Source organism: Musicola paradisiaca NCPPB 2511 (assembly GCF_000400505.1).
Taxonomy (GTDB): domain Bacteria; phylum Pseudomonadota; class Gammaproteobacteria; order Enterobacterales; family Enterobacteriaceae; genus Musicola; species Musicola paradisiaca.
Genome location: NZ_CM001857.1, coordinates 3,702,771 through 3,729,767, shown reverse-complemented (window position 1 = coordinate 3,729,767; position 26,997 = coordinate 3,702,771). Strand labels below are relative to the sequence as shown.

General features: G+C 53.6%; 25 protein-coding genes and 1 riboswitch. Of the genes, 12 read left to right on the top strand and 13 right to left on the bottom strand.

Translation table 11 applies throughout. The features are described 5' to 3' along the window. Positions 1 to 8: 8 nt before the first annotated feature. Positions 9 to 593 carry an RpoE-regulated lipoprotein gene (locus DPA2511_RS16430; protein ID WP_015854869.1) on the top strand — a complete coding sequence of 195 codons (585 nt, stop codon included), beginning with the start codon at positions 9 to 11 and terminating at the stop codon, positions 591 to 593. Between the two features lie 349 nt (positions 594 to 942). On the opposite strand, the gene DPA2511_RS22985 is transcribed toward DPA2511_RS16430, so the two are convergent. Further along, positions 943 to 1,215 carry a helix-turn-helix domain-containing protein gene (locus DPA2511_RS22985; RefSeq protein ID WP_015854868.1) on the bottom strand — a complete coding sequence of 91 codons (273 nt, stop codon included), beginning with the start codon at positions 1,213 to 1,215 and terminating at the stop codon, positions 943 to 945. Between the two features lie 358 nt (positions 1,216 to 1,573). Here DPA2511_RS22985 and DPA2511_RS16425 point away from each other — a divergent pair, with 358 nt between their 5' ends. The 5 genes from DPA2511_RS16425 (at position 1,574) to cysM (ending at position 6,014) form a co-directional block, all read left to right on the top strand. After that, positions 1,574 to 1,981, top strand: a complete 408-nt coding sequence (locus tag DPA2511_RS16425; RefSeq protein WP_023638451.1) for a GNAT family N-acetyltransferase — start codon at positions 1,574 to 1,576, stop codon at positions 1,979 to 1,981. A gap of 27 nt (positions 1,982 to 2,008) precedes the next feature. Further along, positions 2,009 to 2,734 (top strand): helix-turn-helix transcriptional regulator, encoded by a 726-nt coding sequence (locus DPA2511_RS22010; protein ID WP_023638450.1) that lies wholly within the window; start codon positions 2,009 to 2,011, stop codon positions 2,732 to 2,734. Next, positions 2,718 to 3,992: a purine-cytosine permease family protein gene (locus DPA2511_RS16415; RefSeq protein WP_015854865.1), complete on the top strand. Its 1,275-nt coding sequence runs from the start codon at positions 2,718 to 2,720 to the stop codon at positions 3,990 to 3,992. Before DPA2511_RS22010 ends, DPA2511_RS16415 begins: the two co-directional genes overlap by 17 nt. Before the next feature lie 145 nt (positions 3,993 to 4,137). Then, positions 4,138 to 5,037 (top strand): Dyp-type peroxidase, encoded by a 900-nt coding sequence (locus DPA2511_RS16410; protein WP_015854864.1) that lies wholly within the window; start codon positions 4,138 to 4,140, stop codon positions 5,035 to 5,037. A 95-nt stretch (positions 5,038 to 5,132) separates the two neighbouring features. Next, a complete protein-coding gene (cysM, locus tag DPA2511_RS16405; protein ID WP_015854863.1) occupies positions 5,133 to 6,014 on the top strand; it encodes a cysteine synthase CysM in 882 nt (293 codons plus the stop codon). Between the two features lie 42 nt (positions 6,015 to 6,056). Here the strand turns inward: cysM and DPA2511_RS16400 are convergent, their stop codons facing one another. Together DPA2511_RS16400 and DPA2511_RS16395 are read right to left on the bottom strand one after the other, a co-directional pair. After that, positions 6,057 to 8,000, bottom strand: a complete 1,944-nt coding sequence (locus DPA2511_RS16400) for a MacB family efflux pump subunit (protein WP_015854862.1) — start codon at positions 7,998 to 8,000, stop codon at positions 6,057 to 6,059. A gap of 3 nt (positions 8,001 to 8,003) precedes the next feature. After that, positions 8,004 to 9,167: an efflux RND transporter periplasmic adaptor subunit gene (locus tag DPA2511_RS16395; RefSeq protein ID WP_015854861.1), complete on the bottom strand. Its 1,164-nt coding sequence runs from the start codon at positions 9,165 to 9,167 to the stop codon at positions 8,004 to 8,006. Positions 9,168 to 9,400: 233 nt separating this feature from the next. Here DPA2511_RS16395 and DPA2511_RS16390 point away from each other — a divergent pair, with 233 nt between their 5' ends. Continuing rightward, a complete protein-coding gene (locus tag DPA2511_RS16390; protein ID WP_015854859.1) occupies positions 9,401 to 10,081 on the top strand; it encodes a response regulator transcription factor in 681 nt (226 codons plus the stop codon). A 2-nt stretch (positions 10,082 to 10,083) separates the two neighbouring features. Beyond that, positions 10,084 to 11,526, top strand: a complete 1,443-nt coding sequence (locus tag DPA2511_RS16385) for an ATP-binding protein (protein ID WP_015854858.1) — start codon at positions 10,084 to 10,086, stop codon at positions 11,524 to 11,526. 302 nt (positions 11,527 to 11,828) lie between these two features. On the opposite strand, the gene crr is transcribed toward DPA2511_RS16385, so the two are convergent. From crr to cysZ, 5 genes are all read right to left on the bottom strand, one after another. Then, positions 11,829 to 12,338 (bottom strand): PTS glucose transporter subunit IIA, encoded by a 510-nt coding sequence (gene crr / locus DPA2511_RS16380; protein WP_015854857.1) that lies wholly within the window; start codon positions 12,336 to 12,338, stop codon positions 11,829 to 11,831. 41 nt (positions 12,339 to 12,379) lie between these two features. After that, on the bottom strand, positions 12,380 to 14,107 hold the full coding sequence (gene ptsI / locus DPA2511_RS16375; RefSeq protein ID WP_015854856.1) for a phosphoenolpyruvate-protein phosphotransferase PtsI: 1,728 nt from the start codon (positions 14,105 to 14,107) through the stop codon (positions 12,380 to 12,382). A gap of 48 nt (positions 14,108 to 14,155) precedes the next feature. Continuing rightward, positions 14,156 to 14,413, bottom strand: a complete 258-nt coding sequence (gene ptsH, locus DPA2511_RS16370; RefSeq protein ID WP_015854855.1) for a phosphocarrier protein Hpr — start codon at positions 14,411 to 14,413, stop codon at positions 14,156 to 14,158. Between the two features lie 415 nt (positions 14,414 to 14,828). After that, positions 14,829 to 15,797: a cysteine synthase A gene (cysK, locus tag DPA2511_RS16365; RefSeq protein WP_015854854.1), complete on the bottom strand. Its 969-nt coding sequence runs from the start codon at positions 15,795 to 15,797 to the stop codon at positions 14,829 to 14,831. A gap of 143 nt (positions 15,798 to 15,940) precedes the next feature. Further along, on the bottom strand, positions 15,941 to 16,711 hold the full coding sequence (gene cysZ, locus DPA2511_RS16360; RefSeq protein ID WP_015854853.1) for a sulfate transporter CysZ: 771 nt from the start codon (positions 16,709 to 16,711) through the stop codon (positions 15,941 to 15,943). 220 nt (positions 16,712 to 16,931) lie between these two features. Here cysZ and zipA point away from each other — a divergent pair, with 220 nt between their 5' ends. Both zipA and yjeH read left to right on the top strand, forming a co-directional pair. Then, positions 16,932 to 17,888, top strand: a complete 957-nt coding sequence (gene zipA / locus DPA2511_RS16355) for a cell division protein ZipA (protein ID WP_015854852.1) — start codon at positions 16,932 to 16,934, stop codon at positions 17,886 to 17,888. Positions 17,889 to 18,133: 245 nt separating this feature from the next. After that, the gene (gene yjeH, locus DPA2511_RS16350; RefSeq protein ID WP_015854851.1) at positions 18,134 to 19,402 is read left to right on the top strand and encodes an L-methionine/branched-chain amino acid transporter; all 1,269 of its coding nucleotides are present in this window, start codon (positions 18,134 to 18,136) and stop codon (positions 19,400 to 19,402) included. A 41-nt stretch (positions 19,403 to 19,443) separates the two neighbouring features. Here yjeH and ubiK read toward each other — a convergent pair whose 3' ends face one another. Continuing rightward, complete coding sequence (gene ubiK, locus DPA2511_RS16345; RefSeq protein WP_015854850.1) at positions 19,444 to 19,728, bottom strand: ubiquinone biosynthesis accessory factor UbiK; 285 nt, start codon at positions 19,726 to 19,728, stop codon at positions 19,444 to 19,446. A gap of 158 nt (positions 19,729 to 19,886) precedes the next feature. After that, positions 19,887 to 20,049, top strand: a riboswitch (FMN riboswitch). Positions 20,050 to 20,171: 122 nt separating this feature from the next. On the opposite strand from ubiK, the gene ribB reads away from it, so the two are divergent. Next, a complete protein-coding gene (ribB, locus tag DPA2511_RS16340; protein ID WP_015854849.1) occupies positions 20,172 to 20,825 on the top strand; it encodes a 3,4-dihydroxy-2-butanone-4-phosphate synthase in 654 nt (217 codons plus the stop codon). 349 nt (positions 20,826 to 21,174) lie between these two features. Here the strand turns inward: ribB and fumA are convergent, their stop codons facing one another. Continuing rightward, positions 21,175 to 22,824, bottom strand: coding sequence for a class I fumarate hydratase FumA (fumA, locus tag DPA2511_RS16335; RefSeq protein WP_015854848.1), 1,650 nt, complete (start codon positions 22,822 to 22,824; stop codon positions 21,175 to 21,177). A gap of 709 nt (positions 22,825 to 23,533) precedes the next feature. Continuing rightward, positions 23,534 to 24,211 (bottom strand): DNA-3-methyladenine glycosylase family protein, encoded by a 678-nt coding sequence (locus DPA2511_RS16330; RefSeq protein ID WP_015854847.1) that lies wholly within the window; start codon positions 24,209 to 24,211, stop codon positions 23,534 to 23,536. A 91-nt stretch (positions 24,212 to 24,302) separates the two neighbouring features. Between DPA2511_RS16330 and alkB the strand changes: the two genes are divergently transcribed. Next, positions 24,303 to 24,956 carry a DNA oxidative demethylase AlkB gene (alkB, locus tag DPA2511_RS16325; protein ID WP_015854846.1) on the top strand — a complete coding sequence of 218 codons (654 nt, stop codon included), beginning with the start codon at positions 24,303 to 24,305 and terminating at the stop codon, positions 24,954 to 24,956. Positions 24,957 to 24,989: 33 nt separating this feature from the next. Here the strand turns inward: alkB and DPA2511_RS16320 are convergent, their stop codons facing one another. Next, positions 24,990 to 26,561 (bottom strand): FAD-dependent oxidoreductase, encoded by a 1,572-nt coding sequence (locus DPA2511_RS16320; protein WP_015854845.1) that lies wholly within the window; start codon positions 26,559 to 26,561, stop codon positions 24,990 to 24,992. A gap of 62 nt (positions 26,562 to 26,623) precedes the next feature. Further along, positions 26,624 to 26,974 (bottom strand): FMN-binding protein, encoded by a 351-nt coding sequence (locus tag DPA2511_RS16315; protein ID WP_015854844.1) that lies wholly within the window; start codon positions 26,972 to 26,974, stop codon positions 26,624 to 26,626. Between the last annotated feature and the right edge of the window lie 23 nt (positions 26,975 to 26,997).

Here is a 26,997-nt window from a genome sequence, read left to right as displayed (position 1 = left end):
TTGTGAGAATGATTCGCCCATTGCTGATGGCCGCGCCGTTATTGCTGGCCGGCTGTAGCACGTTTTCCGGTTTTTCCTGGTCCAGCCTGTCGCCGTTCAATTGGTTTGGCGGCCATTTATCCGTTTCCGACAGCGGCGTTGGCGGTATCACATCGACGACAATCCTGTTGGAGCCTGAATTGAGTAAGGCGTTAAATAATGATTATCGCCTGCGCAGCGGTATGGAATCGCATGGCGGCAAGCTGGTAGCGTTTTATGAAGCGTTGAAAGACAACAGCGTTAAGTTGGTTATCAGCGGTAGCCCCAAAGGCCAGGTTAACACCGTTGAAGTGATGGATAAGGATATCGCCAGCGCCTGGGGGGTAAGAATCGGCGATGCGTTCTCTACACTTTATACGAAGGCGTTTGAATCTTGCCGTCCTGGCGAAGGGAATGATGCGCACAGCGTGGAATGCGTCGCCCCCCAGGGTAAGAATGTCAGCTATCTGTTTTCCGGTAATTGGAATGGCCCTGAAGGGTTGATGCCATCTGACGACATTCTGAAAAGCTGGCGCGTCAGCAAAATTATCTGGCACGCGCAGGCGCGTAGTTAATTGGTGTTATGAGGAATATATCGTCGGGAAAGATTATTTACTGACGATGTACACTTTAACTCACTCGAATTGCAGGGCAACCGGCTGGCGTGTTGAACAACGCCAGGCGTTAACCCTTTAGGACAAAACGCATTCAGCGCCTTGTGCCGTGCGACGTCAGCGGATTACCAGGCGTTGACTCAAGTAAGCGATTAGGGTGAGCGAGCAAATCCAGCACATCTGTAACCTGAGGTATGACGGGTATAAATAGAGTGGCGAAACGATATTTATATACAGCCGATATCATCCTTGCGTGTAAAAAATAGCGTTGATGTGCGGCGCGAGCGATAGCGTTTATTCTGTGTCAACGTTACTCGGTCACTGTGGATCTCATTAATTTCTGTCGATCAATGACTGTATTGGTTTTCGGATCATAATAACGGCTCGGCCATATTTCCGCCGGATTAACACCTAACGCCTGAGCTATCAACCATTCTCCTTTGGGCCATGGCCGATAGAGTGCATTCGCTAATGTCGATGAGCTCAACCCGGCCTCCCTCGATACTGCGGAAAGCGACGTCCCTTTCTTTTTTAATGCGGCGATAATATCGGCCGAATGCCAATCGACTTTCCCTGAATACATAGTGAATATCTCCATTTTTACGATTGTAGTAGTGATTGTTTCTATTTAAATTAGTATGCACACCCTGTGTAATTATTAATACAATAATATTTTTAATTCAATGAAATATCCAATCTGATTGTTATGATGCTAATTATTTTTAATGATATTGCATGAAATAAATACGTGTGGTATTTATCTTTGAATTAATTCCCTAGTGTTGCTATTTTATCGAAATTAGAGATGTAAACTGCGTTTTTACGTTAAGAATAAACAAAGAATTTGTTACTTCAATGAGTGATTAATACTCTTGAAATTTTATTTCATTTGTGTATTTGGATTTATATCAGAGGTTTTCATGAGGGATGTAAATATGTCGATTAGATGCAATATTACTGATAAGCCAAGTAGCTTGGATGAAGAGTATGTAATTGATAGTCTATGGAAACATAATGAACAGTATGAACATGTAGATATTCATCCTTTGTTTGTCACTATAAAGGATGACGATAAAATCGTAGCAGGACTTGTTGCAAGAACTTGGTGGGGTGGGCTTGAGATTCAATATCTATGGGTTAATGAACAATACCGAAAAAGAGGGCTTGGCTCTAGCTTGATGAAACAGGCTGAAGAAGAAGCGGTGGCCCGTAATTGTCATATGGCCTATGTTGATACGTTTAGCTTTCAAGCTAAAACATTCTATGAGCAATTAGGCTATGCGGAGTATGGTGCTTTAGCTGATTATGCTCATAAATACACAAGGCATTATTTATCTAAACATCTTTAATATCATGGATAAGTAAGGGATGACGAGATGGAATTAACATCGGGTATTGTAAGTGACTATATTGATAGCCTTATTACTTTCTTGTCTGGTTTGGATGAACCATGGGGGATAAAAGATGTTTACTCTCGTCATATTTACATGAATGAAGCTGCTCGTCTTTATACTAATACTCCGAAGAGTTTTAATATCGTACATAGGCTTGATGAAGAATTTCCTGCTGAGTGGTCTGAGCTATCTGATGATTTTGTTGAACATGACAAAAGAACGGAGTGTAGTGAGCAACGTATTAGTGTTATAGAAACTCATTATTGGTATGGAAAAAAAGAACTTACCCCTTTTATTAGTGAGAAAATTCCTGTTTTTGATAAAAATAAAAAATGTATCGGTGTTATTTGGAATGCTAAACCATTGAGTACATTATCACCATTAATTTATGTGGATAGAAAGAAACCTACAGTGCTTAAAACTACTGGAGAGACGGATGTTTTTACTAGATCTGAATTAGATACTATGTTTTTGATGCTTCGACGGTTTTCTAGTAAGGAGATCGCTCGTCAATTTAATATATCATATAAGACCATAGAGAATAGAATATTTAATATATACCAAAAGTCTGGCGTTCATTCTATTAGTCAGTTTGAAGAGTATTGTAGAACTAATCATTTAGATAATTATATTCCTCATTCTTTAATTACAAAGGGTGTTTTTTTCTATAAAACTATAGGAGTGCTTCGAAATGGAAAATATCAGTGATTACCCGGTCAGCCGTGTACCGCTGAGCGTTCGTTTGCCTTTTTTCAACGTTGCGCTGGTGCATATCGGCATGCTGACCGCATTGGATCAATTTATGCTCGGGGCGGTGCTGGGGCATTCCATGTCGTTAGGTGATGCCATGCTGGCGATTATTATCGGCAGCGCCATCTTTGGCGTCGTCACGGTAGGGCTGGGCTACGCCGGGATGCAGGAGGGATTATCCGGTAGTTTGCTGGCCCGATGGTGTGGGTTCGGCCGTTTGGGATCTGTTTTCATCGGCGCGATTATCGCGGTCAGTTTATTGGGCTGGTTCGGCGTGCAGAATGCCGTATTCGCTCGATCGCTCAATTTTGCCTTGAACGATCGATTAGGGTTCGGCTGGTCGGCGGCAATTTCCGGGACGGCGCTAACGCTGTTGGTGGCTTTTGGTTTTCGTGCGTTGAAGTACACGGCGAAAATTGCGGTGCCGCTGTTTATCTGCATCGTGGGTTATATTTCCGTCATGACCCTGATGGGGCACGATATCCGCGAGCTGATAAACGCAGGCAGCTCTGGCGAGCCGGTGACGATCAGCGCCGGCGCGACCATGGTTGTCGGCGGTTGCATCGTCGCCAGCCTGATTACCCCGGATATGACGCGCTACTCCAGAACAGGAAAGCATGTGTTCTGGATGACGCTGATGTCGATCGTTGTCGGTGAATTTATCGTCAACGGGTTGGCGATAGTGATTGCCAGAGCGTTAAACACGGCGGATGTGGTGACTATCATGGCGCAGAGTGCGGGCGGCGTCGGGCTGGCGGTCGTCATTTTCTCCACATTGCGCATCAACGACATCAATCTTTACTCTTCCGCGCTCGGTATCGCCAATGCGGTCGAAGGCATTACCGGCAGAAAATTGAATTATCGTTCGATAACCCTGTTGATTGGATTATTGGGGACACTGCTGTCCGTCATCGGCATTCTGGATCGTTTCGTGGATTTTTTGACGCTGCTCGGCGTGTTGTTCCCTCCCATCATCGGCGTCATGCTGGTGGATTACTATGTGTTGAAAACGCATCGGGTCGTGCTGTTTCTGAGCCGGAAACGCGGCGAGTTGCCGAATAACGCGCAGACACCGTACATCGGATGGCCGGCGATAGCGGCGAGCCTGGTCGGCAGCACCGTCGGCGCCACCATGTCATGGGGCGTGCCGGCGTTCACTTCGCTGCTGGTCGCCAGCCTGCTCTACTGGTTGATCAATACGATTTATAAGCCTTGATAGGCCTAGTAGCCAGACACAGTTACATTTTCCAGTGGGACATTTTGCGTTTAAGCAAAGTAAAATTTGCTGTAGATTCGCTATGATAGCTGCACCGGGCATATCAGATGCCGGAAAAGCACCGGATAACGTGAGGACGCAAGAGATGACACAAATTCAAAGCGGTATTTTGCTGGAGCATCGCCGTTTTGCCATTTTTATGGAGGCGATGGTACAGGGTGAATTTGATGCCATCCGCCAGGGGTGCCGGAAATTCTGTCAGGCGCTGACCGAACTGCAACAGCGCTTTCCCGATGCCGGTCTGGGCGCGGTCATTGCCTTTGGCTACGACGTGTGGCGCGAGCTGGATTGCGATAACAGCGCGGTCGAACTGAAACCGTTTATGCCGCTCGGCAATGGGCTGGCCCCGTCGACTCAGCGCGATATGCTGATTCATATCCAGTCACTGCGGCATGATGTGAACTTTTCACTGGCGCAGGCGTTGCTGGCCGCTTTCGGCAATACCATCAACATCGAAGAGGAAACCCACGGTTTCCGTTGGGTGGAAGATCGTGACCTGAGCGGTTTCGTCGACGGCACGGAAAACCCGCAGGGCGACGCCCGTCGCGACGTCGCGATAATTCCGGATTCCCAGCCGGGCGCGGGCGGCAGCTACGTATTCGTGCAGCGTTGGGAACATAACCTGCGTCAGCTGCAACGTATGAGCGTGGAACAGCAGGAACAGATGATTGGTCGAACCAAGCAGGATAATGAAGAGTTGTCGCCCGAGCAGCGCCCGGTGACATCGCATTTAAGCCGGGTCGATCTGAAGGAAGACGGCAAAGGGCTGAAGATTTTGCGCCAGAGCCTGCCGTATGGCACCGCCAGCGGTAAACACGGGTTGTATTTCGTCGCCTACTGCGCCCGCCTGCATAATATCGAGCAGCAACTGATGAGTATGTTCGGCGATCGCGACGGCAAGCGCGACGACATGTTGCGTTTTACCCGCGCGGTGAGCGGCAGTTACTTCTTTGCCCCTTCTCTTGACCGCTTATTGTCGCTATAACATCACCTTACTTTGATGAGTTTCTACAGGCACTGCTTTGGCGGTGCCTGTTTTTTGGCGTCAGGCGCGTTTGCCGTCGGTGCCGGGGAGGTTGAGTGACCACGCTTGAACAATGTGTCGGCAATACGCCGCTGGTGAAATTACAGCGGCTGACGACGGCGAACGGCGGCGAAGTCTGGCTGAAGCTGGAAGGAAACAACCCGGCGGGGTCAGTGAAAGATCGCGCCGCGTTGTCCATGATTCAGCAGGCGGAACGACGCGGGGAGATTGCACCGGGCGATACGCTGATCGAAGCAACCAGCGGCAATACCGGAATTGCGCTGGCTATGGTGGCGGCCATGAAAGGGTATCGCCTGCGGCTGCTGATGCCGGAAAACATGAGCATGGAGCGCCAGGCCGCCATGCGTGCCTACGGCGCCGATCTGATACTGGTCAGCCGGCAGCTCGGTATGGAGGGGGCGCGTGACCTGGCCCGGCACATGGCGGAGGCGGGCGAGGGCAAGCTGCTGGATCAGTTCAATAATCCCGATAATCCGCTGGCGCATTTTACCTCTACCGGCCCGGAAATCTGGCGTCAGACCGCAGGGCGCATCACCCATTTCGTCTCTAGCATGGGGACGACGGGTACCATTACCGGTGTCAGCCGTTATCTGAAAAGCCAGCGGGAAAGTATCTGTACCGTTGGGTTGCAGCCTCAGGAGGGCAGCCATATTCCGGGGATTCGTCGCTGGTCGCCGGCGTACATGCCCGGTATTTTCCAGCCGCAGCTGGTGGACTGCATTCTGGATATCTCCCAACAGGAAGCGGAAGACACCATGCGGAAACTGGCGACGGTCGAGGGCATTTTCTGCGGCGTCAGCTCCGGCGGCGCGGTGGCGGGCGCGTTGCGCGTTGCGGCGCAGGCGCCTGACAGCCTGGTGGTAACGGTGATTTGCGATCGCGGCGACCGTTATCTTTCCACCGGTGTTTTCGGCTGATATCAGGACGGGCGCCGCATCACGGCGGGCCTGTTCTTCAGATTATTCCCGCTCCAGCGCGTGGATCGGTTGCAACTGCGCGGCGCGGCGCGCCGGGAAAAAGCCGAATATCACGCCAATCAGGCTGGAACACACAAACGCCACCACCATCGACGTGGCTGAATAGATCATGGTGACACTGCTCAGATGGCTGGCGACGGTGCCGGCCAGTAACGCCAGGATCACGCCGATCACCCCGCCGCACAGGCATACCAGCACCGCCTCAATCAGAAACTGTTGCATGATATCGCCGGTTCTGGCCCCGACCGCCATCCGCACGCCAATCTCTCGGGTACGCTCCGTCACCGATACCAGCATGATGTTCATGACGCCAATACCGCCGACAATCAACGAAATCAGCGCGATGGCGGAAACCAATAGCGTCATGGTGGCGGTCGTCTTCTGGATGGTTTGCCGGATACTGTCGGTGTTCATGACGAAGAAGTCCTGGCTACCGTGTTGACGGGTCAGCACCTGGGTAATGCCCTGTTCCGCCACGCTCAGATCGACGTTGTCCTTGACCCGCACGGTAATACTACGCAGGTACGATTGGCCGACCATCCTGCGCATTACCGTGGTGTAAGGCAGCCAGATGTTGAGATTCTCATCGCTGCCGAACCCCGATTGGGTCTTGGTGGCTACGCCGATGATGCGGCAGGGCAACGTGCCGAGGAAGATCACCTGTCCCAGCGGGTTTTCGCCATGCGGGAACAGCTTGTCGCGCGTGTTTTGATCGATGACCGCTTCCTGCGCCAGACGCTCGACGCTAAGCGCAGTAAAACGGTTGCCGGTCGTCAGTGTGTAACCGCGCACGGTAAAAAACTGTTCGCCGACGCCGTTGACGCTGGCGGATACCGCTTTGTTGGCGTAGCGCAGCGTGATCGAGGTCGACACCGTCGGGGTCACGCTGTGGATATAGGGTTGCTGTTCCAGTGGGCGCAGATCGTTGATGCGCAAGGTCTGGATTGCGCCGGAACGCATATCGCCGAACCCTTTGCCGGGGAAGATCTCCAGCGTACTGGTTCCCATGGCGTTGATATGCTCCAACACTTGTTGCTGGGAGCCTTTGCCCAGTGCCACGACCGATACCACCGAAGCGATGCCGATAATGATCCCCAGCATGGTGAGGAAGGTGCGCATCCGTTGGGCATTCATGGCCCGCAACGCCATCTTGAAGGCGTTTTGCAGGCGATCGTACCAACCGGTGAGCGGCCTGTTGGTGGCGGCGGATGAGGAACGTAATGTGGCGTGAGAATCGCCGTCCAGCCGGCGATCGGCGATGATTTCTCCATCGCAGATTTCGATAATGCGCTCGGCCATCTGAGCGATACGCATATCGTGGGTCACGATAATGATGGTGTGGCCTTGCTGGTGCAGTTCCCGGAGGATCGACAACACTTCCTGGCCGCTGGCGCTGTCCAGCGCGCCGGTGGGCTCGTCCGCCAGGATCACCTGCCCGCCGTTCATCAGTGCACGAGCGATGCTGACCCGTTGTTGTTGGCCGCCGGAAAGTTGGTTGGGCGAGTTGCCAAGCTTATCCGCCAGCCCCAGGCGAGTGAGCAGAGCGCCGGCGCGTTGTTGTCGTTCATGACGCGCTACGCCGGCGTAAATGGCCGGGATCTCGACGTTGTCGCGCACGCTCAGGTCGTTAAGCAGATGGTAACGCTGAAAAATGAAGCCGAAGTGCTCGCGCCGTAATGCCGCCAGCCGATCGCTGTCCAGCGTCAGCACCGAGGTGCCCGCCACCTGATAATCGCCGGCGGTCGGTTTGTCGAGACAACCGAGGATGTTCATCAGGGTGGATTTACCCGAACCGGACGCCCCAACGATAGCCACCATCTCGCCGTGCCGGATCGTCAGGTTGATGTCTTTCAGTACATCAACCCGTTGTTCGCCATTCTGGAAGCTGCGATGCAGCTGGCGTAGTTGCAGCAGAGGTTCACTCATGGGTCAGAATCCCATTGGCGGTGCCGGTGGATGGGAGGATGTGGTGGCCGAGCCGCTTTGCTGGCTGATGATGACCTGTTCGCCAGCCTTCGCGCCAGAGAGAATTTGGATGTAGGCATTGTCGTTGATGCCGGTGACGACTTCCCGCTGTTCCACCCGCTGCTGCGGGGTGACGACTTGCACGAAGGTTTTGCCCTGACGGTTAATCAGCGCGCTGACGGGAACCACGGCGGCCTGCCTGGCGGACGATAACAGAATATAGACCTGCGCCGTCATGGAGATGCGCAGTGTCTCGTCGGGGTTCTCCACGTCGAACAGGCCGTTATAGTAAATCGCGGTGCTGGATGAACTGCTGGAGCCGGATCCGGAACTGCTGGCGCTGCTGGATGAGCTGCTGCTGCTTGAACTTTCGCTGCTGATGGATTCGGGGGCCGGTTCGATAGCGCGCAGCGTCGCCTGATAACGTTTATGCGGGTTGCCCAAAATGGTAAACCAGACCGGCATACCGGGCCGAACGTTGATGACGTCGGCTTCTGAAATCTTGGCTTCGATGGTCATGGTGCTCAGATTGGCCACCTTGGCGATGGTGGGCGCGCTCTGTACTGCATTGACCGTCTGGCCTTGTTCTACCGGCAGCGCCACGATAGTGCCGTCTATCGGTGAGACAATTTTGGTGTAACCCAGATTGACCTGCGCGGTATTCACCGCGATTTTCGCCTGGATGATTTGTGCATCCAGCGCCGCAATCTCTGCCTGCGTGGTATCCAGCGTCGCTTTGGCGCTATCGTAATCCGCCTGTGCACCTACGCCTTTTTGCATCAACATTTGCTGACGTTGCCAACCGAGCTGATTGTTGCGCTGGGTGGCGAGTTTGGCTATCCGCTGTGCCTGAATGTTTTGTAGCGCGGCCTCGCTGTCCTTGAGGGTATTCTGTTGGGTCAGATCATCGATTTCAGCCAGCAGCTGCCCTTTTTGGACGCGATCCCCTAACGATACCGGCAATACTTTGATCTGGCCGGACACCTGCGCGCCGACGCTGACCAGCTTTTTGGCGTTGACGGTACCGTCCGCCAGCACGGTTTGCTCCAGATCGCGGAGTTCAATCGGGGTGGTGATATAGTTCACTGGCGGCGCAGGGCGAAACAGGAAAAAGGCTACAGCCAGCATCAAGAGTAAAAGGCAGGCCGATAGCCACAGTTTTCGGCTGGAGTGTAAGCGGGATATGCTCAAAACTGACGTGTCCTTACTGGTGAAATCCGGAAACAGCTTACTGTACCCGCCGTGCTGCACAGAAGAGGTAATCTTTTTTTCAGTGAAAGGTAAGGATTCCGTAAATGGGGCTGCGCGTAAAAAGCGTTGCCTTGAGAATAGACTCGGTGAAAAACGCACGGGAATAGGGTATGAAAATTTTACTGGTAGATGATGATGCTGAACTGGGCAATATGCTGTGTGAATACCTGACGGCGGAAGGGTTCAGTACGTCGCAGGTGATGACCGGCAGGGAAGGGGTGGACGGCGCCATGTCCGATCAGTATACCGCCATGATTCTGGATATCATGCTGCCGGATATGAGTGGTATCGATGTCCTGCGGCAGGTTCGTCGCGACCGGCAGATACCCGTCATTATGCTGACGGCGAAAGGCGACAATATCGACCGGGTTATCGGGCTGGAGATGGGGGCGGATGATTATGTGCCTAAGCCTTGCTATCCCCGCGAGCTGGTCGCCCGTTTGCGGGCCGTGCTACGTCGCTACGAAGATCGCTCGGAGGCGTCGGCGGACGTGAGTACCGTCAGTTATGGCGATCTGGTCATCAACCCATCTACCCGCAGCAGCGAATGGTGCGGCAAGGCGTTTGATCTGACTGCATCCGAGTTTAACTTGCTGGAGCTGTTGATGCGTTCTTCCGAGCGAGTAGTGACCAAGGATGAGTTGTCCGAGAAATGTCTTGGTCGCCGCCGTGAGGCCTACGATCGCAGCGTGGATGTCCACATCAGTAATATCCGTCAGAAACTCGCGCTTTTGGATGGGTGCACTTTGACCATTGAAACCGTGCGCAGCGTCGGCTATCGGATTCGTTGATCATGCATGGCAGGTTGTTCTGGAAAATTTTACTGGGGTTATGGCTGACCTTTTTCCTGATTTCCCAATTGCTGTGGGTCGGATTCTCGTTTTACGGTGAACGCGACGGCAACCAGCCGCCGGAAGTGCGGCTGGGACGCCAGGTTATTGCGTTGCAGCTTTCGCTGGCTGTTCAGGCGCTGCATAGCGGTGGGATGGCGGCGTTGTCTGAAGAGATGTCGTCCTGGCCGGAAGCGTCCCGGCGTTATATCAGCATCTTTCCGATTGATGAGGATGAGGATTTTTATGCCCCGGAGGCGCCGGAACACGATCTGCTGATGGCGCCGATGCCGCCACCGGGCGGCGAGCCGGGCGCGATGGGCCAGCGACCGCCGCCGGATAATGCGCCCGCCAGGAACGATGGCTTGTCGGATACCACAACTACGCAGGTAGTGCAGCTTGCGGATGGCCAGCGCTATCTGGTGCGTTTTAATGTCGATCGCTGGCGTCACGATTTGATGCCTGATCGCGGTACTGCGCCGGTGCCGTTTTTTCTGCATCTTCCACCGCCGATGATCTGGCTTGGCGGGCTTGGCGGCTTGCTGTTCAGCTGGCTGATGGCCTGGAACCTGACTCGACCGCTTAGCCAGTTGCGCGGCGGGTTCGATCGTGTTTCTCAGGGGGACTTGTCGGTACGGTTGTTTCCCGCCATGCGGCGCCGCCATGATGAAATCAGCGACGTTGCCCGGGATTTCGACGCTATGGCCGGGCGGTTGGCGGTATTGGTTGATGCCAGAGAGCAATTGTTGCATGACGTATCGCACGAATTACGCTCGCCGCTGGCGCGCTTGCAATTGGCTATCGGGCTGGCGCGCCAGAATCAGGACAACGTAGAAAATTCGCTGCAACGCATCGAACGGGAAGCCGAGCGGATGGATAAGATGATCGGCGAATTGTTGACGTTGTCGCGGGCGGAAAATGCCGCAGGGAATAACGAAGAGTATTTCGATTTGCTTGGACTGGTGAATGCGGTGGTGAACGATGCGCGGTATGAAGCGCAGGTTCCCGGCGTGCACATCGTGCTGAGCACCGGCGAATATGACGATTATACCGTTAAAGGTGCGGCCGAGCTGATACGGCGGGCATTGGACAATATCGTCAGAAACGCGCTGCGGTTTTCCGGACAAGGGATGCAGGTGTCGGTTATGTTGTCCCGCAGTGAGCATGAATGGACGATTGGCGTGGCGGATCAAGGACCCGGCGTCGAGGAAAGCAAGCTCTCCAGCATTTTCGACCCCTTCATGCGCATTGATTCGCCTCAGTCCGGCAAAGGCTACGGTTTAGGGTTAGCGATCGCCCGCAAGGCAGTGCTGGCCCATGGCGGCAGGATTGAGGCTGAGAATCGTGAATCAGGCGGTTTGCTGATTCGCATCTGCCTACCCATTTGGCAATCCCTTGATAATTGATGGGTTATGATTGAGAGTTCGCTATCCGTAGGCGAACCGAAGTCCGTTGCGGCGGGCCACGGTGTTTGGGGGATGGCGGCATCTTGAACTGATCCGTGTATGACGCCAGAGCATGCTGCCTGGCGTTAGCCTCCGCAGGCGGTAATCACGCTCTGTTGATTGTCAGCACAATGGATGAACATCCCTACACTGAGAACTGAGATAGTTTTCCGAGAACTGAGATAGTTTTCCGTTCGCCAAAAAAACGCCGCCCCGGCATGAGCAAGGGCGGCGTCTGCAAACGTATTTCGCGGCGCTAACCGTTATTTCTTGATGCGGATAACCGGTGTTTCACCGACTACAACAGTACCGCTCAGCTTGGTCAACTCCTTGATTTCATCCATATTGGAAATGACCACAGGAGTCAGAGTCGATTTGGCTTTTTCTTCCAACAACGGCAAATCAAATTCAATCACGACGTCGCCTGTTTTGACGCGCTGGCCTTCTTCCGCAATGCGTTTGAAACCTTCGCCTTTCAATTCAACCGTATCAATACCGAAGTGAACGAAAAGTTCGATACCACTGTCTGATTCGATGGAAAAAGCATGATTGGTTTCGAAAATTTTACCGATAGTGCCGTCTACCGGCGCCACCATTTTGTTACCGGTCGGTTTGATGGCAATGCCATCCCCCACGATTTTCTCGGCAAAAACTACGTCAGGCACATCTTCAATATTGACGATTTCACCTGACAACGGTGCAATGATTTCAATGCTGCCGGTGCTTTTTTTGTCATCAGAAACCAGAGATTTCAGCTTATCGAACAAACCCATGATTCTCTCCTAAGCATTAATATTGGGCCAGCATAGCGGTATCAGCAAAGTGTCTTTTCTTTAATGAACCGGCTTACCAGACTGCTCAACTCTTCTGCTGTCGGCTGAGCTAACGCCTGTTCCGCCAGCGCTTTCGCATCTTCGTAATTGGCATTACGGATAATTTTCTTGATGCGAGGAATCGAGATCGCACTCATGCTGAATTCATCCAGCCCCATCCCCAACAGCAGTAGTGTAGCACGTTCGTCGCCAGCAAGCTCACCGCACATACCGGTCCACTTACCTTCCGCGTGAGAAGCGTCGATTACCTGCTTGATCAGGGTCAATACCGCCGGGGACATCGGGTTGTAGAGATGGGAAATCAGCTCGTTACCGCGATCCACCGCCAGAGTATACTGGGTCAGGTCGTTTGTCCCAATACTAAAGAAATCAACTTCCTTCGCCAAATGATGAGCGATAGCCGCGGCCGCCGGCGTTTCCACCATGACGCCCACTTCGATCGTCTCATCAAATGTTTTGTTTTCCGCACGCAACTGGGCTTTGAGCATCTCCAATTCCGCTTTCAGAGTACGCACTTCTTCCACGGAGATGATCATCGGGAACATGATGCGTAATTTGCCAAACGCAGACGCACGCAGGATAGCGCGCAGCTGAGAATGAAGAATTTCTTTACGATCCAAACAAATGCGGATTGCACGCCAGCCAAGGAATGGGTTCTCTTCCTTCGGCAGATCCATGTACGGCAGATCTTTGTCACCACCGATATCCATGGTACGAACAATGACAGCCTGCGCGCCCATGGCTTCGGCTACGGCTTTGTAGGCATGGAACTGCTCTTCTTCCGTCGGCAGCGCATCGCGATCCATAAACAGGAATTCGGTGCGGTACAGACCGACACCCTCGGCGCCGTTACGTTCGGCGCCAGCGATATCGCGCACGGTGCCGATATTGGCGCAAACCTCAACCTGATGGCCGTCCAGCGTGATGGCCGGCAGATCTTTCAGTTTGGCGAGTTCATACTTCTCGGTGTTGTACTGTTCCTGAATCGCCTTGAGCTTTTCGATAACGTCCTGTTCAGGATTTTGGTAAATCTGATTGTTTACCCCGTCAATGATCAGAAAATCGCCGTTTTTGATCTTTTGGGTGGCATCGGTGGTGCCCACAATGGCCGGCAGTTCAAGCGAGCGGGCCATGATGGAGGTATGGGAAGTACGGCCGCCGATGTCAGTAATAAAACCCAGCACCTTGTTCAGGTTTAACTGCGCGGTTTCGGACGGGGTCAGATCCTTGGCGATCAGAATCACTTCATCCTGGATGTCGCCCAGATCGACAATGTTCATGCCGAGAATGTTTTTCAGTAAACGTTTACCGATATCGCGCATGTCGGCGGCGCGTTCTTTCAGGTACTCGTCATCCAACTCTTCCAGCGCTTTGGCCTGGCTTTCGATGACGGAAAACGCTGCGGAGTCGGCAGACGCATGATCGTCTTTAATCAGGGTTATGATTTCCTGCTCGAACTCTTCATCTTCCAACAGCATGATGTGCCCTTCGAAGATGGCTTCTTTTTCCGGGCCAAGCGTTTCCGCCGCTTTCTTCTTGATGGCTTCCAGCTGAAGTGATGCCTTGGCACGACCGCTCAGGAAACGTTCGATTTCCTGTTCAACCTGATCGGCAGCGATCTTTTTACGGTTAAGGATGATTTCTTCATCCTTCAGCAGCAGTGCCGTACCAAAAGCGATACCCGGTGATACTAATATGCCTGAAATCATAACCCTACCTTACTGTATTCTGATGTTCACCAAAGAAAACAGGCTGTATTACTCAAGCTCAGCCATCAGTTTGACCAGATGCTCAACGGCATTTTTTTCATCTTCGCCCTCGGCGGAGATGGTTACTACGGTACCTTGTGTCAGCCCGAGGGTCTGCAATTTAAACAGGCTTTTAGCGCTGGCACTTTTGCCGTTGGACGTAACGTTGATTTCAGAGGCGAAAGCTTTGGCTTCTTTCACGAACTGGGCAGCGGGACGGGTGTGCAGACCATTTGGAGCGGTGATAGTCACTTCTTGCTGGAACATTCTGTTTTCCCCAACTTGTTGCATAAGATTTATATAACGGCACTAAAGTTTAGTGTATGTACCGAACTTTAGCCTGACTGTTAGCCCTGAACGGAGTCAGAGCCGGCCGGGATGCGTGGTTAAGGAAACGTTGCTGCGTCGCCCTGGTCGAATATCGGCAAGAAACACCCGAGTGATTACGGTTCGCCTTGTGGCGGATGGATTCGACCCGGCCGTGTCGAATCATCCTGGTAAGACGAGTGCCGCATTTGAGGGCATCGGCTGATATTAATTTTACGCATCAAAATAATTGACCGGTTAAATACTAAACCTGCCCCGGAAAAGCAATGGAGAAGTGATATAAAGTTTGAAGTCCGCCACAAAAAAGCACCCCGGAGGGTGCTTTTTTAACCGTGAATTAACTATTCGTCGGGGGTTACTGCTGTAATTCCTGTTCGGTAAACAGATCGGCAAACAGCGCGGTACTCAGGTAGCGCTCACCGGAAGACGGCAGAATAACCACGATGGTTTTGTCGGCGAACGCCTCTTCCTTCAACAGATTTAGGGCTGCAGCGACCGCCGCGCCAGAAGAGATCCCGGCTAGAATGCCTTCTTCTTCCATCAGACGACGCGCGGTATTAATCGCGTCGTCATTGCTGATTTTTTCTACGCGGTCAATCAGTGTCAGATCCAAGTTCGCCGGGATGAAACCTGCGCCGATGCCCTGAATCTTATGTGGGCCCGGTTTGATTTCTTCGCCTGCCAATGCCTGGCTGATAACCGGGGAGTCGGCAGGCTCCACCGCAACCGCCGTAATGGCTTTCCCCTGAGTGTTCTTGATATAGCGACTGACGCCGGTCAAGGTACCGCCGGTACCGACGCCGGCAATAAATACGTCAATCTGGCCGTCGGTATCTTCCCAGATTTCCGGGCCGGTGGTTTTCTCGTGGATTTCAGGGTTGGCGGGATTGCTGAACTGCTGCAGTATCAAATAACGCTGCGGGTCGCTGGCGACGATTTCCTCGGCTTTGGCGATAGCGCCTTTCATTCCCTTGGCGCCTTCGGTCAGCACCAAATTGGCACCCAAGGCTTTCAGCAGCTTACGGCGTTCCAGACTCATGGTTTCCGGCATGGTCAGCGTCAGTTTGTAACCACGCGCGGCGGCAACATAGGCCAGCGCGATGCCGGTATTTCCACTGGTGGGCTCTACGAGCTCAATGCCCGGTTTCAGTAGGCCGCGTTTTTCGGCGTCCCAAATCATGTTGGCGCCGATACGGCATTTTACGCTGAAACTCGGATTGCGAGATTCCACCTTGGCCAGGATACGTCCGTTACCGATACGATTGAGGCGAACCAGCGGCGTATGGCCGATTGTGAAAGAGTTGTCTTCGTAGATCTTGCTCATAGCCCGTCCTTAATAACTGTATGAAATTTTTGCGAACGCTAGAGAGAATACTCGTTCGAGACAGCCAGTGAAGTAAAGAATCGCTATATCGTTATGTTCTGAGGAAATATGTTTTCATCATTTTCCTGCATAGTTCGCTCCGATTAGCGTCTATTCGCCGTGGCGGAAAGATGACGATAACGATCAACCCACATGGAGGTTGCAGCGCATACAGCGACCGGCATGATGAGCAAATTGAGCAGCGGCACCATGGTGCACAGGCTGATCAGCGAACCCAACTGTAGATTGGCGATTTTATGCTGACGCAGCGCTTGCCGCATGACCGGGAAACTGATCTTGTGGTTATCAAAAGGGTAGTCGCAATATTGCACCGCCAGCATCCAGGCGCTGAACAGGAACCAGATTACGGGAATCAGCGTCTGGCCTATGCCGGGAATAAAGTAGAGCAGAACGAGCACCAACGCCCTGGGTAAATAATAGGCCAATTTCTGCATTTCGCGTCGCATGATGCGAGGAACGTCTTTAAGGATATCCAGTAATCCGCTTGAGGGCGGCGTATGGCCGGTCAGACGTGCTTCCAGCTGTTCTGCCAATAAGCCGTTAAACGGCGCTGCGATCAAGTTGGTGATGGTGCTGAAAAAGTAGCTGAATACCAGCAGGATAGAAACCGTCACCAGAGGCCAGATCAGATAGCTGAGCCATTGCAGCCAGTCGGGGATGTGGCTCATCAACAGAGGAATCCAGGTTCCCAATTGGTGGAACAGCCACCAGAACGCCGCGCCCATCAACAGGATGTTGACCAGCAAGGGAAGGATGACAAAGCGGCGGATACCGGGAAGAGCAAGTAATTCCCAGCCTTTCATGAAGTAATGGAAACCACTGCGTGAATTATCAACTTGTTGTTTGTGCGTCATTGTACCGTTCTTACCGTGAAAATGCGGGTTACGGCATCATATAGGGATGATTTTCAACAAGCCAGATAGGATTTGTGTGAAAAGTCAGCAAAAAAATGCGCCACGTCTATCTTTATTGTCATAAACTATCGGCCGCGCTTGCACTTGGGTACACAGGCAAATACAGTTAGAGATATGTGTATTTGCCGTAGTGGCAATGTTTGGAATAACCGGGATAGCAATGATGCAGGACCTGCGTCTGATCTTAATCGTTGTTGGCGCGATCGCAATTATAGCACTGTTACTGCATGGTCTATGGACAAGCCGTAAGGAACGCTCGTCCCTCTTCCGCGATCGCCCTGTGAAACGTCTGAAGTCGAAGCGTGAAGAAACGCCGGCTGATGAACCTGATGAAGGCGTCGGAGAAGTGCGAGTGCGCAGCGCGCGTACCCATGGCGAACCTTCACTGGGCAGTTATCATCCTCAATCTCCGAGCTCGCAGGACGAGCGTCCGTCGTCTCGTTCGCAAGGGGCATCCCCTTCTTCGTCAGGTTACGATCCGTTGCTGGATGCTCCTGAGCCCATCGTCGGCCAACGTGCGACGACGGAACAGGATTCTCGCGTCATACCGCATTCTGAACCGTCCTATCAGCCGCCGGTTTCGACTCCGCAGGAAACCTTTGCACCTGCCTCTGAGCAGGATGAGCATGAGCAACCAAATCCGATTGCCTATGATGAGGCGCCAACTTCGGCGACCGACGCGCTGGAGTCAGTGCAAGAGACCGTGCTGGTGTTGCATGTGGCCGCACATCAGGGCGGCGTCATCGGCGGTGAGTTATTGCTGCAGAGCATTCTTCAGGCGGGTTTCCAGTTTGGCGAAATGAATATTTTCCATCGTCATGTGAATCCATCCGGCAGCGGGCCGGTGCTGTTTAGCTTGGCGAACATGGTTAAGCCTGGGTCGTTCAATATTGACGCGATGTCCGAGTTCACCACGCCGGGCATATCCATCTTCATGATGGTGCCGTCCTATGGCGACGCCAGCCAGAATTTCAAATTGATGCTGCAGTCAGCCCAGCGCATTGCCGACGATATTGGTGGCATTGTGCTGGATGAGGAGCGTCGCCTGCTGACTCCACAGAAGGTGGAGGTCTACAAATCCCGCATCCGCGAAGTGTTGCGGGTTCGAAATAGCTGATGTTGTCAGCGTTTTCCGTAAACCCCCGGCTTTGGGGGTTTTTTTATGGGCCAACCGAAAATGGTTTAGCCGCCAACGGTTTGGGTTCTGCCCGATTGGTGTTTGAATTTTAAGATTTCTGGAGCGGCTGAGTTTTTCTAGTGCGACGCTATGGGGTGAGCTCAACGCTGCCTTTTATAAAAGCGGGTTTTACTGAATGTGATTGATGCGTCGGCAGAGGATTCAACCGTTGGCGGTCATGGTGAATGACAGGGTGTGGTGTGGCAGGAAAAGAGACATTAAAACAAGAACTGGGGTTGATTCAGGGGATTGGGCTGTTATCCACCTCATTGTTGGGAACCGGTGTTTTTGCCGTACCGGCGTTGGTTGCCGGTCAGGCCCAGGGCGAAAGCCTGTGGGCGTGGCCATTGTTGATTACGTTGGTATTCCCGGTGGCGATCGCTTTCGCTGCGCTGGGACGGCACTTTCCTAATGCAGGCGGTGCCGCTCATTTCGTGCACCTGGCGTTTGGCCCGCGGTTAGCCCGAGTTACCGGGTGGCTGTTTCTGTCAGTCATTCCCGTCGGGTTGCCTGCCGCCATGCAGATCGCATCAGGATTCTGGCAGGCGGCGTTCGGTTTTTCCTCCTCTGGGTTGCTGGCGATACAGTTGCTGACGCTAGGCGTCATCTGGCTATTGGGATTACGCAGCGCCGGTTCCAGCGCAATGGTTCAGACATTGATTGCGTTGTTGGTGGTAATGCTGGTCGTCGCCATCTGGTGGAAGGGGGGCATCCAATTCTCGCAGATCCCATGGATTGCCGTAGCGGATATCGATATGGGAAAGATGCTGGGCGCGTTGTCGATCATGTTCTGGTGTTTCGTCGGGCTGGAGGCGTTTGCGCATCTGGCGACCGAATTCAAATCACCGCAGCGTGATTTTCCACGCGCATTGTTGATCGGCATGCTACTGGCCGGTGCAGTTTACTGGGGCTGCACGGTGGCTGTGCTTCACTTCGATGCTTATGGCCCGCAGCAAGCGGCGACGGCGTCTTTGCCCGGCATTGTCGTCAGTCTGTTCGGTGAACAGGCGCTTTGGGTAGCCTGTATCGTTGGTTATCTGGCTTGTTTTGCCAGCGTGAACATATACACGCAAGGATTTGCTCGATTGGTATGGTCACAGGCGCCGGAGAATAGCGCGTTGGCTCGGCTTTCTCGCGGTCGGGCACCGGTCAATGCGTTATCGGCTGTCGTCTGCTGCTGCCTGTTGTGTTGTCTGATTATTTACTGGGTTGGTCTGCCGTTGTCTGAGCTTATCGTCTATGCCAACGGCATTTTTATTCTTATCTATCTGCTGTGCATGATGGCGGGATATAAGTTGCTGAAAGGGCGATCCAGAATAATGGCTGGAGTGGGAAGCCTGCTCTGCGTGCTGTTGCTGCTAACGGTGGGAGGAAAATCGCTGTATGCAGTCGGCATGTTGGCGGCGTTATGGTGCCTGCTACCGTCGGGGAAACACGCCCTGGTGGCGAAATAACCGGACTTCGGGCAGAGCCCATCGCTCTGCCCAGTTGTATATCACTGCTGTTCCGGCATGTGCTGGGGAGCGGTGTCGCTGTTGGCTGCTTTGGCTTCAAGTGCGGCCATACGTTGTTCCAGCAGCGCCAGTTTTTCGCGCGTGCGCAACAGAACCTGCGTTTGTACGTCAAACTCTTCGCGACCTACCAGATCCAGCTTGGTTAACTGCGATTGCAGTATCTGGCGGATTTTTTTCTCCACATCTTCACCAAATTCCCGAATGCCCTTCGGCATGGCCTCCTGCATCTGGCGCGCGATTTGCTCTATTTTCTTGGGGTCAATCATGACACTTTCCTGCACTGTTTGACGGAGTCGTTCGTGGCGTAAGTGTAATGCCTGCCCTGTATCCTATAAACAAAAAGTGATGGCTTTTCTTGATATTTTGCGATCCAGAGCGCTGCTTGTTGATTGCCCGGTCAGGTTATTAGCGCTATAGTGGACACGTTTATTCTCAGGGCGGGGCGTAATTCCCCACCGGCGGTAAACCAGTTCTTGATACAAGGCTGGAAGCCCGCGAGCGCTCAGATTGCTTCGGCAGTTTAGAGGTCAGCAGATCCGGTGAAATTCCGGGGCCGACGGTTATAGTCCGGATGGGAGAGAGTAGCGGTATCTGTCAGGCTTCGGCCTGCCTGCGTTATTTATTTTGTTTCTGCATTTTTGGTGCAAGAGCAACTCCTCAAGTCCGCCCTGATTCTGGTAATCCATATTAACAGTGAGGTTTTTTTACCATGAATCAGACATTACTTTCCGAATTTGGTACTCCTTCCGAACGTGTTGAACGTGCGTTGGACGCATTGCGCAACGGTCAGGGTGTGCTGGTGCTGGATAATGAAGATCGTGAGAATGAAGGCGACATGATCTTCTCCGCCGAGCATATGACAGTTGAACAAATGGCGTTAACCATCCGTCACGGGAGCGGTATCGTCTGCCTGTGTATTACAGAGGAACGCCGTCAGAAACTCGAGTTGCCGATGATGGTGGAGAATAACTCCAGCCACTATCAGACCGCATTCACCGTAACGATTGAGGCGGCCGAGGGCGTTACTACCGGCGTGTCTGCGGCGGATCGTTTGACGACTATTCGAACCGCTATTGCGGATGATGCGCGTGCCAGCGACCTGAACCGCCCTGGTCATGTGTTCCCGCTGCGGGCACAGCCTGGCGGTGTATTGGTGCGCGGCGGCCATACCGAAGCGACTGTGGATCTGATGCGTCTGGCTGGTCTCAAACCGTTCGGTGTGTTGTGCGAACTGACCAATGACGACGGTTCTATGGCCCATGCGCCTGAAGTCGTCACTTTTGCTAAACAGCATAATATGCATGTGCTGACTATTGAGGATCTGGTGCAGTATCGTCTGGATATCGAGCGTAAAGCCAGCTGATTGAGGCTGCTACCAAAATACCAAAGGGCCGTTTAACGGCCCTTTGTCGTTTCTGGCATTGCGTTGATGAGGCTGTTTTTATACCTGCAGGATGGTAAGTCACAACGTATGTTTTATACCGAGAGGGCAAAATACGGGTTGGTTTGGGTAGAACGTGATGTTGCGGCAGGATGGCGTGGGGCAATGAGAGCGGTCAAACAAGGGGCGGCAGCCAAATGTTTTTCAGCTAAATTCCGATGTCGGCGAAGGAACGGCAATACTCTCCTTTGCGTTTCTCCGCCTGACCGGATTTAACGGTTTTACATTCGACCGCGACCCCTTATCCGTCAATCATGATGATGCATCAATTTCAGTGCCCTGTGCAGCTGGCGCACTTCTGAGACTGAATCACCTGGAAGAAATCGTTGCCCTTATCATCGACCAGGATAAAGGCCGGGAAGTTTTCCACTTCGATTTTCCAAATCGCTTCCATACCCAGTTCCGGGTATTCCACGCAGGTCAGGCTCTTGATGCTGTTCTGCGCCAGAATCGCTGCCGGGCCGCCGATGCTGCCGAGGTAGAAACCGCCGTGCTTATGGCAGGCGTCAGTCACCTGCTGGCTGCGGTTGCCTTTCGCCAGCATGATCATGCTACCGCCATGCGACTGCAACAGATCTACATAAGAGTCCATACGGCCGGCGGTTGTCGGGCCAAGGGAACCGGAGGCGTAACCTGTTGGTGTTTTGGCCGGGCCTGCGTAGTAGATCGGATGATCCTTCACGTATTGCGGCAGCTCGCCGCCGTTGTCCAGAATCTCCTTCAGCTTGGCATGAGCAATATCGCGAGCCACGATGATAGTACCGTTCAGCGACAGACGGGTTGATACCGGGTATTGCGACAGCTGTTTGAGGATCTCCGCCATCGGCTTGTTGAGATCGATGCGAACGGCTTCGCCTTCGCCTGCCTGACGCAGATGTTCCGGGATGAATTTGCCAGGGTTAGCTTCCAGCCGTTCCAGCCAGATACCATCACGGTTGATTTTCGCCTTGATGTTGCGGTCGGCGGAGCAGGAAACGCCCATGCCCACCGGGCAGGATGCGCCATGGCGCGGCAGGCGGATCACCCGGATATCGTGAGCGAAGTATTTGCCGCCGAATTGAGCGCCCAGCCCCAGATTGCGGGCTTCTGCCAGTAGTTCCTGTTCCAGCGCCACATCGCGGAAGGCCTGACCGTGCTCATTGCCTTCGGTCGGCAGCTCATCGTAATAATGGGTCGAGGCCAGTTTGACGGTTTTCAGCGTAGTTTCCGCAGAAGTACCGCCGATAACGAACGCGATATGGTACGGCGGGCAGGCCGCAGTGCCCAGCGTGCGCATCTTGTCGACCAGATAATGGGTCAGCTTACCCGGGCTCAACAGCGCCTTGGTTTCTTGATACAAATAGGTTTTGTTGGCGGAGCCGCCGCCTTTAGCGACGAACAGGAACTTATACTCGTCGCCTTCGGTGCTGTAGAGGTCGATCTGCGCCGGCAGGTTGGTACCGGTGTTCACTTCTTTATACATATCCAGCGCTGCGTTCTGGGAATAGCGCAGGTTGTCTTCAATAAAGGTGTTGTAAACGCCGTGGGACAAGGCTTCGGCATCATCGCCGCCGGTCCAGACGCGCTGGCCTTTCTTGCCGACGATGATGGCGGTGCCGGTGTCCTGGCAGGTCGGCAGTACGCCTTTGGCGGCGATGTCCGAGTTGCGCAGGAACTGCAGCGCGACATACTTGTCGTTTTCACTGGCTTCGGGGTCGTTCAGAATATCAGCCACTTGCTGCTGGTGGGCTGGCCGCAGTAGAAAAGAGGCATCGTGGAATGCCTGCTGAGCCAGCAGAGTCAGCGCTTCCGGCTGAATTTTCAGGATATCCTGACCTTCAAACTGGGTGACGGAGACAAAGTCGCTGCTGATAAGACGATATTCGGTTTTGTCTTTGCCTAATGGGAAAGGCTCTTGGTAATAAAAGGGTTTATTCGACATTTTTTCTCTCACTTGCCCGCATAATTGAGTGATTAATCAGGTCTTATATTTCCCGGCTATGGCTTTTGCACAGGCATTATTTCCGAGTGCCGCCACTATAGCGCCGGTAGCAAAAGCAATAGACACCAACATAGTATGGCTTTATCACTATGATCACCATGTTGGCAGGTCACATTATTGTTAATCCTGGTCATGTTTTTATGGAAAATTTCCCTGAAAATGCTTGTCGTTACAGATAGCTGCGAAGGGCTTAACCAGTAATAAACATACTAAAATATTTATTTAATTTAATTAAGTAAAAATAAGAAACAAGCCAGAGTGAAATTAATAACCTTTAAATAATCAGGGGTTATTGCATGAGCATTCTTATTGTTATTTGAATTAAATAGCCCGGCTCGACGAGGTATATATCCCCGCCATACTTCAAATTGCAGGTGCATGGGTTTTATTACTTGGCCCATCTCTGGGCCCCGCCGATTTGGGGCTGTAGCCCGCAGCGTTCAAATTCGTTCCCGGCAGATTTGGCCTGTATCCGCATCACTTACCGCAGTCAGAGCATTGCGATTTACTCGTTCGCCGCGTGACAAGGCTCGGTATAAGCCTTGCCCTAAAAAAGCCCACGTCTGTGGTGTTCAACCCGCAGGGCGGGTGTCCTGCAACTCGAATGATGGTAGGTATAGGGGCCGATGCGCTTCGCTGCACTGCGCACTCAGGCGCCGCGCAGCGAAGCACGGAATTCCGCATAATCCGGCATGTGGGGAATGCGCCACAGATACCAGGCCGCCAGCGTGCGGTAGGGCTGACAGGGCGCGCTCAACGCCAGCATTTCCTTGCGGCTCGGGTCGCTCGGTAATTGGTAGAGATAGCGAAAACCCTGCCGGATACCGAGATCATCAACCGGCATGATATCCATCCGCTCCAATGTATTGATTAGCAGCATTTCCACGGTCCAACGCCCGATGCCGTGCAGAGTGCATAATTGTGTGATGAGCGTGTCATCCTCCATGAGGGCGGCGCTGGCGCGATCCGGCACCAGCCCGCTGATCGCACCGCGGGCGATAGCTTGTACCGTATCGATCTTGCGGCTGGAGAAACCGCACTGGCGCAAATGCTCCGGCGGGCACTCCGCCAATTGCGACGGCGAGGGGAAGCCGGTTTCCTCCATCGCGAACTGTTTTTGCAGTTTCGCGATGATGGCGGCGGCCGCCCGGTTGCTTAACTGCTGGCTGGCGACAGCCCGAATCAATGCTTCGTAGGGTTGCTGACCAGGGCGGCTGGCAAAACGAATATGGCCGACGCCGGCGATCAGCCGCTCCCAGCGATCGTCGATGGCGGCAAGATGAGAACGTGCAAGATTTTCGTCAAACGGAGCATGGCATGTCGTCATTGGCGGAGATCCTCGGAATTTAACGGCAATGGGCAAACAGCATCGCGCTGGAGTACACTGGATGGTACTGGTTATTTATTCAGGAGTCGCCATGAATTTGGATCTGTTTGCCGACGAGCCGCCTGAATGCGGTACCGAGAATTTGACGGACGGTGCGGCGATCCTGCGTGGATTCGCCTGGGCTGACGCGGGGATGTTACTGGCGGAGATCGACCGGGTCGTGCAGTTATCGCCGTTCCGTCACATGTCGACACCCGGCGGCTATACCATGTCAGTGGCGATGAGCGGCTGCGGCCGGTTCGGTTGGGCCAGTGACGCGCAGGGATACCGCTACACGCCGCAGGATCCGTTGACCGGGCGGCCGTGGCCGACGATGCCGGCGTGTTTTTCCGCGTTGGCTGGCGCTGCCGCTTCTGCGGCCGGTTTTACTGGTTTTGTGCCGGATGCGTGTCTGATCAATCGTTACGCGGTGGGCTCAAAGTTGTCGTTGCATCAGGATAAGGACGAGCAGGATCTGACCCAGCCCATCGTTTCCGTTTCGCTGGGGTTGAGCGCCGTATTCCTGTTTGGCGGGCTGACGCGCAGCGAACCCTGCCAGCGTAAGGTGCTGTCCCACGGCGATGTGGTGGTGTGGGGTGGCCCGGCGCGTCTTTGTTATCACGCGATTTTGCCGTTGAAACGCGGGCCGCTGCCGACCGGTATGTCGGATGACGTCCGCTTCAACCTAACGTTTCGCAAGGTGTAAAACGTCCCCCGGCGGGCGGGGGACGGCAGGCCGTTACTTCTTGGTGAAATGGATGTAATCGAGGGCGTTTTCCCCTGCCATGCGGCCTGAATTGAGCGCAAAGCCGAAGGTACCGCCGCCCAGCAGCAGGTCGTAGGTATCGCCGTACATACCGGCGGCATCGTTGCCGGTAACGTACAGGCCGGGAACCGGGTTGCCATTCGGGCTGACCGCTTCCATTTTCTCATTGATCTTCACGCCGCCGAGCGTACCGAGCGCCGCCGGCATCATCTTCACGGCATAGAACGGGCCTGTTTTAACCGGGCGCAAATAGTCCATGCTCTTATTGAAGATTTCATCGCGTTTCTGGGCGGCATAGCGGTTGTTGTCCTCAACGGTGCGTTTCAGCACGGCCGGGTCAACCCCCATCTGTTTGGCCAGATCGTCAATGGTGTTGGCTTTGAAAACAAAGCCGCGGTTTTTCTGGCTTTCTTTGGCGAACTCGTCGTCAAATTTCACCAGTTTGGTATTGGCGATAACCCATTCGCCGATCGGTACGTCGATACCGTCGTTGACCACATGTTTACGGGTTTCATCGTCAAAGACCGAGTACATCACGCCGCCGGCTTGGGACAGCGCGTTACCGGCGTGCGGCCAAATAATGACGATGGATTCATCGGTGAAGCGGCGGCCGGTCTTGTCTACCCACAGATAAGGCTGACGAGCGGCGGCCAGCATCTGGGAGTTGGGCGCGTAGTCCGGCAGGCCGGGGCGATAAGCCTGTACGACGCCCATACCTTCTTCCTTGGCGCCGGCTTTCCACGACATTTTGATGCCGTCGCCGTCTTTACCGACGTTGCCCACCATAATGGTGTCCGGTACCGCAACGTATTTCTGCAACATCTCTTTGTTATTGGCATAGCCGCCGGTGGCGATAATCACCGCTTTGGTATCGATCTGGAACGGTTTGCCGTCACTGCCTTCCGCGATGACGCCGGTAATTTTGCCGTCCTTCATCACCAGGTCTTTACCCGCGGTTTTTACCAGCGTAGTGACCTTCATGTTTTTGAACTGTTCATGGAACGTCTTGATCAGGTGGCGGCCGTGGCCGGGGCCGTCGATAACGTGCCAAGTCAGCATCCCGCCCGGCCCGCCGGGGCCGATGTATTCAAATTTAATGCCTTTGGATTTCACCCACTCGATGGTATCGGCGGAGCGGTTCACGAAGGTGCGCACCACATAAGGGTTGGCCATCCAGTGGCTGTATTCCATGATGGTCTTGAACGCCATATCGGGCGTAACCACGATCCCCTGGCGTTTCTGCATCGAACTGTTGGCGGCGAAGATACCTTCCGCGAAATTGCCGGTGCCCCCGACGGCGGGCTGTTTTTCCAACAGCACGACGCTGGCGCCTTTCTCTGCGGCCGCCATGGTTGCAGCGGTGCCGGCGGCACCCGCGCCGATAATGACGACATCAGCGCTTTTAGGGATGTCGACCGGTTTGGCCGCCTCGGCGTTTTTCGCCGGCTCAGCCGCAGATTCGGCTTGCCCTGCGGCCTGGGCGGACGTGATTCCCAGAACGGAAAGGCACAGAGCCGCAAGGAGTTTTTTTCGGTATTGAACCATATTATTTTCCTTTTATTTTATGCGTGGAATGACGCCCCGAAGACCGGCGCGTCGCCCGGTATTTATTGCGCTTTGGCTTGTGCGTAGGCTGCCTGGGAAGCCTCATGCACCGCGCCGCTGGTCATGGTGGCGCCGGAGACGCCATCGACGTTGATGGTCTTCTTCTCCGTCATGGTTTTCGCCAGCTCTTTGGCGGCTTCGCCTCCCACTTCGGGGGTTTCGTCAGGCGCATTGATCGTGGCCTTCTGCACAACGCCTTTCGCGTCGATTTCCAGAGTAACCGTCACGTCGCCGCCGATGCCTTGTCCGGTGGCCGAGTAGGTGCCGGCTTTGAACTGGCCAGCGTCTTCCGCGACTGCCGCACCGGCGATCAGCAACAGGCAACCCAATAATTTCATGGAACTTTTCTTCATAACGCGCATTCACTCTGTTTAGT

What these genes read in the sequence shown, in the direction of transcription:
- DPA2511_RS16330 (WP_015854847.1), bottom strand. Translation starts at nt 24,211, where the DNA reads ATGACGACATGCCATGCTCCGTTTGACGAAAATCTTGCACGTTCTCAT.
- ubiK (WP_015854850.1), bottom strand. Translation starts at nt 19,728, where the DNA reads ATGATTGACCCCAAGAAAATAGAGCAAATCGCGCGCCAGATGCAGGAG.
- DPA2511_RS22985 (WP_015854868.1), bottom strand. Translation starts at nt 1,215, where the DNA reads ATGTATTCAGGGAAAGTCGATTGGCATTCGGCCGATATTATCGCCGCA.
- DPA2511_RS16395 (WP_015854861.1), bottom strand. Translation starts at nt 9,167, where the DNA reads ATGCTGGCTGTAGCCTTTTTCCTGTTTCGCCCTGCGCCGCCAGTGAAC.
- DPA2511_RS16430 (WP_015854869.1), top strand. Translation starts at nt 9, where the DNA reads ATGATTCGCCCATTGCTGATGGCCGCGCCGTTATTGCTGGCCGGCTGT.
- DPA2511_RS16410 (WP_015854864.1), top strand. Translation starts at nt 4,138, where the DNA reads ATGACACAAATTCAAAGCGGTATTTTGCTGGAGCATCGCCGTTTTGCC.
- yjeH (WP_015854851.1), top strand. Translation starts at nt 18,134, where the DNA reads ATGACAGGGTGTGGTGTGGCAGGAAAAGAGACATTAAAACAAGAACTG.
- DPA2511_RS16385 (WP_015854858.1), top strand. Translation starts at nt 10,084, where the DNA reads ATGCATGGCAGGTTGTTCTGGAAAATTTTACTGGGGTTATGGCTGACC.
- zipA (WP_015854852.1), top strand. Translation starts at nt 16,932, where the DNA reads ATGATGCAGGACCTGCGTCTGATCTTAATCGTTGTTGGCGCGATCGCA.
- ribB (WP_015854849.1), top strand. Translation starts at nt 20,172, where the DNA reads ATGAATCAGACATTACTTTCCGAATTTGGTACTCCTTCCGAACGTGTT.
- DPA2511_RS16320 (WP_015854845.1), bottom strand. Translation starts at nt 26,561, where the DNA reads ATGGTTCAATACCGAAAAAAACTCCTTGCGGCTCTGTGCCTTTCCGTT.
- cysK (WP_015854854.1), bottom strand. Translation starts at nt 15,797, where the DNA reads ATGAGCAAGATCTACGAAGACAACTCTTTCACAATCGGCCATACGCCG.
- alkB (WP_015854846.1), top strand. Translation starts at nt 24,303, where the DNA reads ATGAATTTGGATCTGTTTGCCGACGAGCCGCCTGAATGCGGTACCGAG.
- DPA2511_RS16400 (WP_015854862.1), bottom strand. Translation starts at nt 8,000, where the DNA reads ATGAGTGAACCTCTGCTGCAACTACGCCAGCTGCATCGCAGCTTCCAG.
- DPA2511_RS16415 (WP_015854865.1), top strand. Translation starts at nt 2,718, where the DNA reads ATGGAAAATATCAGTGATTACCCGGTCAGCCGTGTACCGCTGAGCGTT.
- ptsI (WP_015854856.1), bottom strand. Translation starts at nt 14,107, where the DNA reads ATGATTTCAGGCATATTAGTATCACCGGGTATCGCTTTTGGTACGGCA.
- fumA (WP_015854848.1), bottom strand. Translation starts at nt 22,824, where the DNA reads ATGTCGAATAAACCCTTTTATTACCAAGAGCCTTTCCCATTAGGCAAA.
- crr (WP_015854857.1), bottom strand. Translation starts at nt 12,338, where the DNA reads ATGGGTTTGTTCGATAAGCTGAAATCTCTGGTTTCTGATGACAAAAAA.
- DPA2511_RS22010 (WP_023638450.1), top strand. Translation starts at nt 2,009, where the DNA reads ATGGAATTAACATCGGGTATTGTAAGTGACTATATTGATAGCCTTATT.
- cysZ (WP_015854853.1), bottom strand. Translation starts at nt 16,711, where the DNA reads ATGACGCACAAACAACAAGTTGATAATTCACGCAGTGGTTTCCATTAC.
- ptsH (WP_015854855.1), bottom strand. Translation starts at nt 14,413, where the DNA reads ATGTTCCAGCAAGAAGTGACTATCACCGCTCCAAATGGTCTGCACACC.
- DPA2511_RS16390 (WP_015854859.1), top strand. Translation starts at nt 9,401, where the DNA reads ATGAAAATTTTACTGGTAGATGATGATGCTGAACTGGGCAATATGCTG.
- DPA2511_RS16315 (WP_015854844.1), bottom strand. Translation starts at nt 26,974, where the DNA reads ATGAAGAAAAGTTCCATGAAATTATTGGGTTGCCTGTTGCTGATCGCC.